This window comes from Prosthecodimorpha hirschii (assembly GCF_001305515.1).
Lineage (GTDB): Bacteria > Pseudomonadota > Alphaproteobacteria > Rhizobiales > Ancalomicrobiaceae > Prosthecodimorpha > Prosthecodimorpha hirschii.
The window spans coordinates 475,535-482,286 of the sequence record NZ_LJYW01000001.1 but is presented as its reverse complement, the minus strand read 5'-3'; the positions used below and the strand labels follow the sequence as shown (position 1 = coordinate 482,286).

The 6,752-nt window shown below is 67.4% G+C and carries 6 protein-coding genes; all 6 read right to left on the bottom strand.

The window, feature by feature from the left end:
• Window positions 1-422: 422 nt before the first annotated feature.
• The 6 genes from hydA to ABB55_RS02015 all read right to left on the bottom strand — a co-directional run bounded on the left by hydA (window position 423) and on the right by ABB55_RS02015 (window position 6,665).
• A complete protein-coding gene (gene hydA, locus ABB55_RS02040) occupies window positions 423-1,853 on the bottom strand; it encodes a dihydropyrimidinase (RefSeq protein ID WP_054357308.1) in 1,431 nt (476 codons plus the stop codon).
• A 32-nt stretch (window positions 1,854-1,885) separates the two neighbouring features.
• Window positions 1,886-2,731, bottom strand: a complete 846-nt coding sequence (locus tag ABB55_RS02035) for a GNAT family N-acetyltransferase (RefSeq protein ID WP_054357307.1) — start codon at window positions 2,729-2,731, stop codon at window positions 1,886-1,888.
• The gene (locus tag ABB55_RS02030; RefSeq protein ID WP_054357306.1) at window positions 2,728-3,501 is read right to left on the bottom strand and encodes an aspartate/glutamate racemase family protein; all 774 of its coding nucleotides are present in this window, start codon (window positions 3,499-3,501) and stop codon (window positions 2,728-2,730) included. Before ABB55_RS02030 ends, ABB55_RS02035 begins: the two co-directional genes overlap by 4 nt.
• The gene (locus ABB55_RS02025; protein WP_394367228.1) at window positions 3,501-4,406 is read right to left on the bottom strand and encodes an ABC transporter permease; all 906 of its coding nucleotides are present in this window, start codon (window positions 4,404-4,406) and stop codon (window positions 3,501-3,503) included. Before ABB55_RS02025 ends, ABB55_RS02030 begins: the two co-directional genes overlap by 1 nt.
• 1 nt (window position 4,407) lies before the next feature.
• A complete protein-coding gene (locus ABB55_RS02020; protein ID WP_054357305.1) occupies window positions 4,408-5,295 on the bottom strand; it encodes an ABC transporter permease in 888 nt (295 codons plus the stop codon).
• An 80-nt stretch (window positions 5,296-5,375) separates the two neighbouring features.
• Window positions 5,376-6,665, bottom strand: coding sequence for an ABC transporter substrate-binding protein (locus tag ABB55_RS02015; protein ID WP_054357304.1), 1,290 nt, complete (start codon window positions 6,663-6,665; stop codon window positions 5,376-5,378).
• Window positions 6,666-6,752 lie beyond the last annotated feature (87 nt).

The following is a 6,752-nucleotide window of genomic DNA, read 5'->3' as shown; positions in this document are numbered from 1 at the left end:
AGGGCGGATGAGGGGGGCGATCGCGCGGATAGATGCCGAAGTGGCGGTGCAGTCGCCGCCCCTGCCAACCCGAACCGCCGGCCTTTCGCGACGCGGCGGCATCCAGGCCCCCTCATCCGGCCTTCGGCCACCTTCTCCCCCTTTCAGGGGGCGAAGGGGAAGGAGCCGGGGGTTTGGGGGCGTCGATTTCCTCGATCCCTCAACGCGTTATCCCTTCGCCCCCCAAGGGGGGAGAAGGTGCCCGAAGGGCGGATGAGGGGGGCGATCGCGCGGATAGATGCCGAAGTGGCGGTGCAGTCGCCGCCCCTGCCAACCCGAACCGCCGGCCTTTCGCGATGCGGCGGCATCCAGGCCCCCTCATCCGGCCTTCGGCCACCTTCTCCCCCTTGGCAGGGGGCGAAGGGGAAGGGGGCACCCGATCGTCAGGCGGCGCGTCCGGACGGCACCGCGTAGGGCGACAGGCTGCGCTTCAGGAAGCGGCCGTCGGTCTTGGCGCCGAGGATGCGGCCCTCCTCGCAGACCACGGCGCCGCGCAGGATGGTCATGACCGGCCAACCAGTTACAGCGAGACCTTCATACGGCGTGTAATCCGAGTTGTGGTGCATCAGCGACTGGCTGATGGTCTCCTTGCGGTTCGGGTCCCAGAGCACGATGTCGGCATCGAAGCCGACGCCGATCGAGCCTTTGTGGGGGTAGAGGCCGTAGATCTTGGCGTGGTTGGTCGAGGTCAGCGCGACGAATTCGTTGACGGTGATGCGGCCCTCGGCGACGCCCTTGGAATAAAGGATCGGCAGGCGGGTCTCGACGCCCGGAATGCCGTTCGGCACCCAGCGGAACGAGGTGCGCGCCTTCGGGTTCAGCTTGCCCTGGCTGCCCTCGTAGAAGAAGGGGCAGTGATCCGACGAGAAGGTCTGGAACACGCCGCCGCGGATGCCCTCCCAGATCGCCTCCCAGGAGGCATGGTCGCGCGGGGGCGGCGAGCAGACATACTTGCCGCCGGTCTCGTCCATGTTGAGACCCTTCAGGTCGTCGGCGGTCAGCGCGACATATTGCGGGCAGGTCTCGCCATAGACCTTGAGGCCCTTCTGCTGCGCCCAGCGGATCTGCTCCATCGGCTCGCGCCCGGAGACGTGCACGATCATGATCGGCACGTCGAGCAGCTCGCCATGGCTGATCGCCCGGTGGGTCGCCTCGCGCTCGACCACCTGCGGCCGCGAAACGGCGTGATAGTAGGGCGCCGTCTTGCCGGCAGCCTCCAGCCGCTCGGTCATGAACTTGATCGAATCGTAGCCCTCGCAATGGACCATGACCAGCGCGCCGCAGCCGCGCGCGCAATCGAACACTTCGAGCAACTGCCGGTCGTTCAGCACCAGGTCGTCGTAGGTCATGAAGACCTTGAACGACGAGTAGCCGTCCTCGACCAGCGACGGCAGCTCCTGGCCGAGTACGGTCGGGGAGGGGTCGGAGATGATCAGGTGGAAGCCGTAGTCGCAGTAGGACTGGCCGTCCGCCTCTTTGTGATAGTCCATCACCGAGGCGCGCAGCGAGGCGCCGCGCGGCTGCAGGGCGAAGGGGATCAGCGTGGTGTTGCCGCCCGCGATCGCCGAGCGCGTGCCGGTCTCGAAGCCGTCCGCCATGGCCGGGCCGCCGAAGGCCGGCTGGGCGAGATGGACATGGCTGTCGATGCCGCCCGGCATGACCAGCAATCCGGCCGCATCGATGGTCTTCGCCCCGCCGGTCAGCGCCTCGGCCAGCGCGACGATCTTGCCGCCGCGGATGCCGACATCGGCGCGCATGGTGTCGGCGGCGGTGACCACCGTGCCGCCGCGGATGACGAGATCGTAGTCGCTCATGCTCTGCTCCCAGGGGGCGCGGCGGGGCGCCGTCAGCCCAGTTCGAAGGTGGTGATGCCGAAGATGCGGGCGAGCGGCAGGCCGGGATCGGCGCCGCGATACATGCGCGCCGTCTCGAAGACCGGCGCCAGGCCGTGGCGCTCGGCGAGCGCGACCGCCGCCGCATTCGGTGCCGGCGTGTCGAGCGCGATGGTCGCGCCGCCGGCTTCCGCGGCCAGCGCCAGGAACAGGGCCTCGGCGCCGGCCGCGTCGTCGGCGAAGAGCGGGCCGATCTTGTAGCCGGAGCGGCAGGGCCGGATCGTGCCGTATCCGACAACGCGGCCGTTCTCGACCAGGAGGCGGGTGACGCGGCCTTCCGAACCGTCGGTCCAGGCGGCGCGGAAGCCGGGCCGGTCGAAGCCGAAGGCGGCCCGGTCATAGGCGGCGAGCGCGGCGCGATCCTCCGGACCGGGCGCGCGGAGGCGCGGGTCCGAGGGGGTCGGCGCGGCGACGGTGCCGGCATGGCGAATGGAGCGGTGGGCGAGGACGAAGCCGGACTTGGCGTAGTTGGCCTGCTGGGCGACGACGCCGTCGAGGCCGATGGTGCGGTCGCCGAGCCGCGCCATGCCGGCGCTCCAGATCGCCCAGCCGAAACCGAGGCCGCGGAATTCCGGCCGGCAGATGTAGAAGCCGAGGAAGCCGTAGGCCGGGCCGTAGGTCACGACCGAGATGCAGGCGACCGGCTCGCCGTCGAGGCGGGCGAGGAGGAAGCCGCCCGGATCGGCGGCAAGGAAGGGGCCGGCATCGCCGAGCCCGGGATTCCAGCCCTCGGCCGCCGCCCAGTCGGCCATCACGGCGAGCCCGGCGGCATCCGCGGGCGCGATGGCGAGCCCGGTCACGCGCCGCCCCCGACCGCACCACCCTCGACCGCGCCACCCTCGACCGAGAACGGGGCGAAGCTGCCGAGATAGGGCTTCGGCGGCGGCGGGGCATAGCCGCCGAGCTTGGAGGTCCTGACGCCGAGCCGGACCAGGCTCTCGGCGAGCGTCACCGCGGCGGCGACGCCGTCGATCACCGGCAGGCCGTGCCTTGCCGACAGGTCGGCGGCGAGATCGGCCATGCCGGCGCAGCCGAGCACGATCGCCTCGGCATGGTCGTCGCGCTTGGCGGCCTCGATCTCGGCGGAGATGCGCTCGACGCCGCCCGACGCCGGATCCTCCAGCGCCAGCACAGGGATGCCGGCCGCGCGCACCTTGGCGCAGCGCGTGGCAAGGCCGTAGCGGACGAGATTGTGCTCCATCACGGGGATCGCCAGCGCCAGGGTGGTGACGACGGCAAACTTGCCGGCGACGAGGCTCGCGACGTGATAGGCGGCCTCGCCGATGCCGATCACCGGCGCGCGGGCGAGCTGGCGGGCGGCGTCGAGGCCGGTATCGTCGAAGCAGGCGATGACATGGGCGTCCGCGCCGAGCGCCTCGGCCTCGCGGATGCGCGCCAGCATGCCCGGGATGGCATAGGCCTCGTCGTAATAGCCCTCGATCGAGACCGGACCCATGGCCGGCTGGGTGGCGCTGATCTCCGTGCCGGGCGAGGCGACCGCGCGGGCGGCATGGTCGATCTTGTCGGTGAAGGAGCGGCTGGTATTCGGATTGACGACGTGGATCAGCATCAGACGAGCCCCGAACCGGCGTCGGAGCCCTGGCGCTCCTGCCGCTTCTGCAGTGCACGGATCGCGAAGAGCGCGGCGAAGATGACCAGGAAGGAGACTGCGCTCGTGACCGTGCCGAGAGCATAGATGTCCGGCTTGGTGACCGTGGTGGTCAAGCCCTGCAATTCGAGGGGCAGGGTGTTGACCGAGCCGATCGCCTGGCTGGAGCGGGCGAGCTCGTCCCACGACAGGGTGAAGCCGAACAGGCCGATGCCGACCACGGAGGGCAGGATGATCGGCAGCACGACATGGCGGAAGGTCTGCCAGGGCGTCGCGCCGAGATCGCGCGCGGCCTCCTCCAGGCGGCTGTCGAAGCGGTTGAAGATGGCGAACATGATCAGCAGGCCGAAGGGCAGCGTCCAGGTCAGATGCGCGCCGAGCCCCGAGGTGAACAGGCCCATGCCGGTGGTCCAGTCCTCGGCGAGCTTCGGAAATCCCCAGTCGGCGGCATGCAGCTTGACGGCGTCGTCGAGCACGCGGAATTCGAGCGCGATGCCGAGCGACGTGATGATCGAGGGCACGATCAGGCTGGCGATGGCGGTGTAGAACAGGAAGGCCGAGCCGGCGAAGCGCTTGCGGAAGGCCATGCCGGCGGCGACCGAGAACACCACCGTGATCATCATCACCACCAGGCCGAGCTTCAGCGAGCGCCAGAAGGCCGCGCCGATGTCGACGATACCGCCGCCCGCGAACAGCTTGGAGAACCAGGTCAGCGAGACGCCGTTCATCGGGAAGGTCAGCCCGCCCTCCGGCCCCTGGAAGGACAGCACGTAGATGGCCAGCATCGGGCCGTAGAGAAACAGCACGTAGAGCGTGAAGACGAAAGCCAGGATGTAGAAGCTCAGCGGGCGACCTTCGCGCAGCATGTCACAGCTCCTTGCGCACGTCGACCAGCCGCGACAGCATCGCGATGATCATGAAGGTGATGCCGAGCAGGATGACCGCATTGGCGGCAGCGGCCGGGAACTGCAGCGCGTTGAGGCGCGTCTCGATGATCTTGCCGGCCGCGGCGATCTGCTGGCCGCCCATGACGCCGATGGTGACGAAATCGCCCATCACGATGGTGATGACGAAGATCGAGCCGATCACGATGCCGGGCTTGGCCAGCGGAATGATGACATTGGTCAAGGTCTGGAAGCCGGTCGCGCCGGCATCGTAGGCGGCCTCGATCAGCCGCTTGTCGATGCGGATCATCGAATTGAAGATCGGCACGACCATGAAGAAGGTGAACAGGTGGACCAGCGCCAGGACCACGGCGAACTCGGAATAGAGCAGCCATTCCAGCGGCTTGTCGATCATGCCGGCCTTGACGAGACCGGAATTGACCAGCCCGTTGCGCCCCAGCAGCGGGATCCAGGCGATCATGCGGATCACGTTCGAGGTCCAGAACGGGATCGTGCAGATCAGCGACAGGGCGATCTGCCAGGTCTTGGAGCGGATGTGGAAGGCCAGGAAATAGGCGACCGTGAAGCCGATCACCAGCGTGATCAGCCAGACCAGGAAGCACAGCTTCAGGGTCTTCAGGTAGGTCTTCAGGATGGTGCACAGTTCGGGAAGCTGTGCGAGACAGCCCTCGAAGGTCTCGACATAGCCGCGCGTCGTGAAGCTCGGGATCATCTCGTATTCGTTGTAGTCCCAGAAGCTCACGATGATCACGAAAGCGAGCGGGACCAGGAAGAAGACGAGGAAGACGAGCATCATCGGCCCGGCCTGGAGCCAGGCGACGAATTGCGAGGGTCTGTCTCTGAGCGCCATCGGGGCTCCGCGCGGGCTGCGAGGGAAGGCGCGGCCCCGGGATCGGAGCCGCGCCGGAGGTCGGTGGCGGGTTCAGGCGGTCAGGCCGCGATGAACTCGTTCCACTTGCGGACCATGTAGTCGTTCTCGTCCATGACCGCGTTCCAGCAGGCGACCGAGCCCATGCGGTCGTCGTAGGAGCCGCCGTCGCGGATCGCACCGGCCTTCTCGAGCAGCGAGCCGTCGGGGGCCTTGATGTCCTTCTCGGCCGGCTTGCCTTCCATCCAATAGGCCCACTCGTAGGGGTCCATATTGGCCTTGGCGGTCGACAGAACGGCCGAATAGTAGCCCTGGCGGTTGAGATAGGCGCCGGCCCAGCCCGACAGGAACCAGTTGACGAACTCGTAGGCCCATTCGAGCTTCTTGCCCGAGACGCCCTTCGAGACGCAGAAGCCGGACGCCCAGGAGCGATAGCCTTCCTTCAGCGGCTGGAACACGCAGGGGATGCCCATCGAACGGACCTTGGTGACCGCCGGCGACCACATCGACTGGATCACGGTCTCGCCCGACGCCATCAGATTGACCGACTCGTTGAAGTCCTTCCAGAAGGCGCGGAACTGGCCGGACTTCTTCGCCTCGGTCAGGATCTTCATGGTCAGGTCGATCTCGGCCTTGGTCATGTTGCCCTTGTCGGCATACTTGTACTGGCCGGTGGCTTCCACGACCATCGCCGCATCCATGATGCCGATCGACGGGATGTTGAGGATCGAGGCCTTGCCCTTGAATTCCGGGTTCAGCAGCTCGGCCCAGGACGAGATCGGGCGCTTGATCAGGTCCGGGCGGATGCCGAGGGTGTCGGCGTTGTAGACCGTCGGGATCAGGGTGACGAATTCGGTCGGGCTCTTGGCGAAGGTCTTGGAGTCCTTGCCCTCGAGGTAGAGCACCTTCCAGGGGGCGGTGCCCTGGTCGCCGATCTTCTTGCCGGAGGGCAGCTGGCCCTTGGTGAAGACGGGCGTGATATTGTTGAATTCCTTGATCTTCTTCGCATCGAGCGGCAGGATGTTGCCCGACGGGACCAGCTTCTTCAGCGAGAAATACTCGGTATCGAGCACGTCGAACGAGTTCGGCTGGGTCACGACGCGCTTGGTCACGTCGTCGGTCGTCACGGTGATGTATTCGATCTTGATGCCGGTATCGGCCAGGCACTTCTTGGAGATCTCGTCGCCGGCATTGACGGCGGTGCCGAGATAGCGGAGCACCTTGGCTTCCTGGCTCATCACATACGGGAAGCCGGTGATGGCGCCCGAACCGGCGGCAAGGCCGGCGCCGGCCGCGGCGCCCTTGAGCAGCGTGCGCCGGCTGAGGCCCGGCTTGGTCGTGTCTTCCGTCATGGTTGCAGTCTCCCCTTTGGTCTTCGCAGACTGATTAGGACTGTTCATTCGAGCGGATGGGCGAGGGCGGGTGCCCAGGTCGCCACC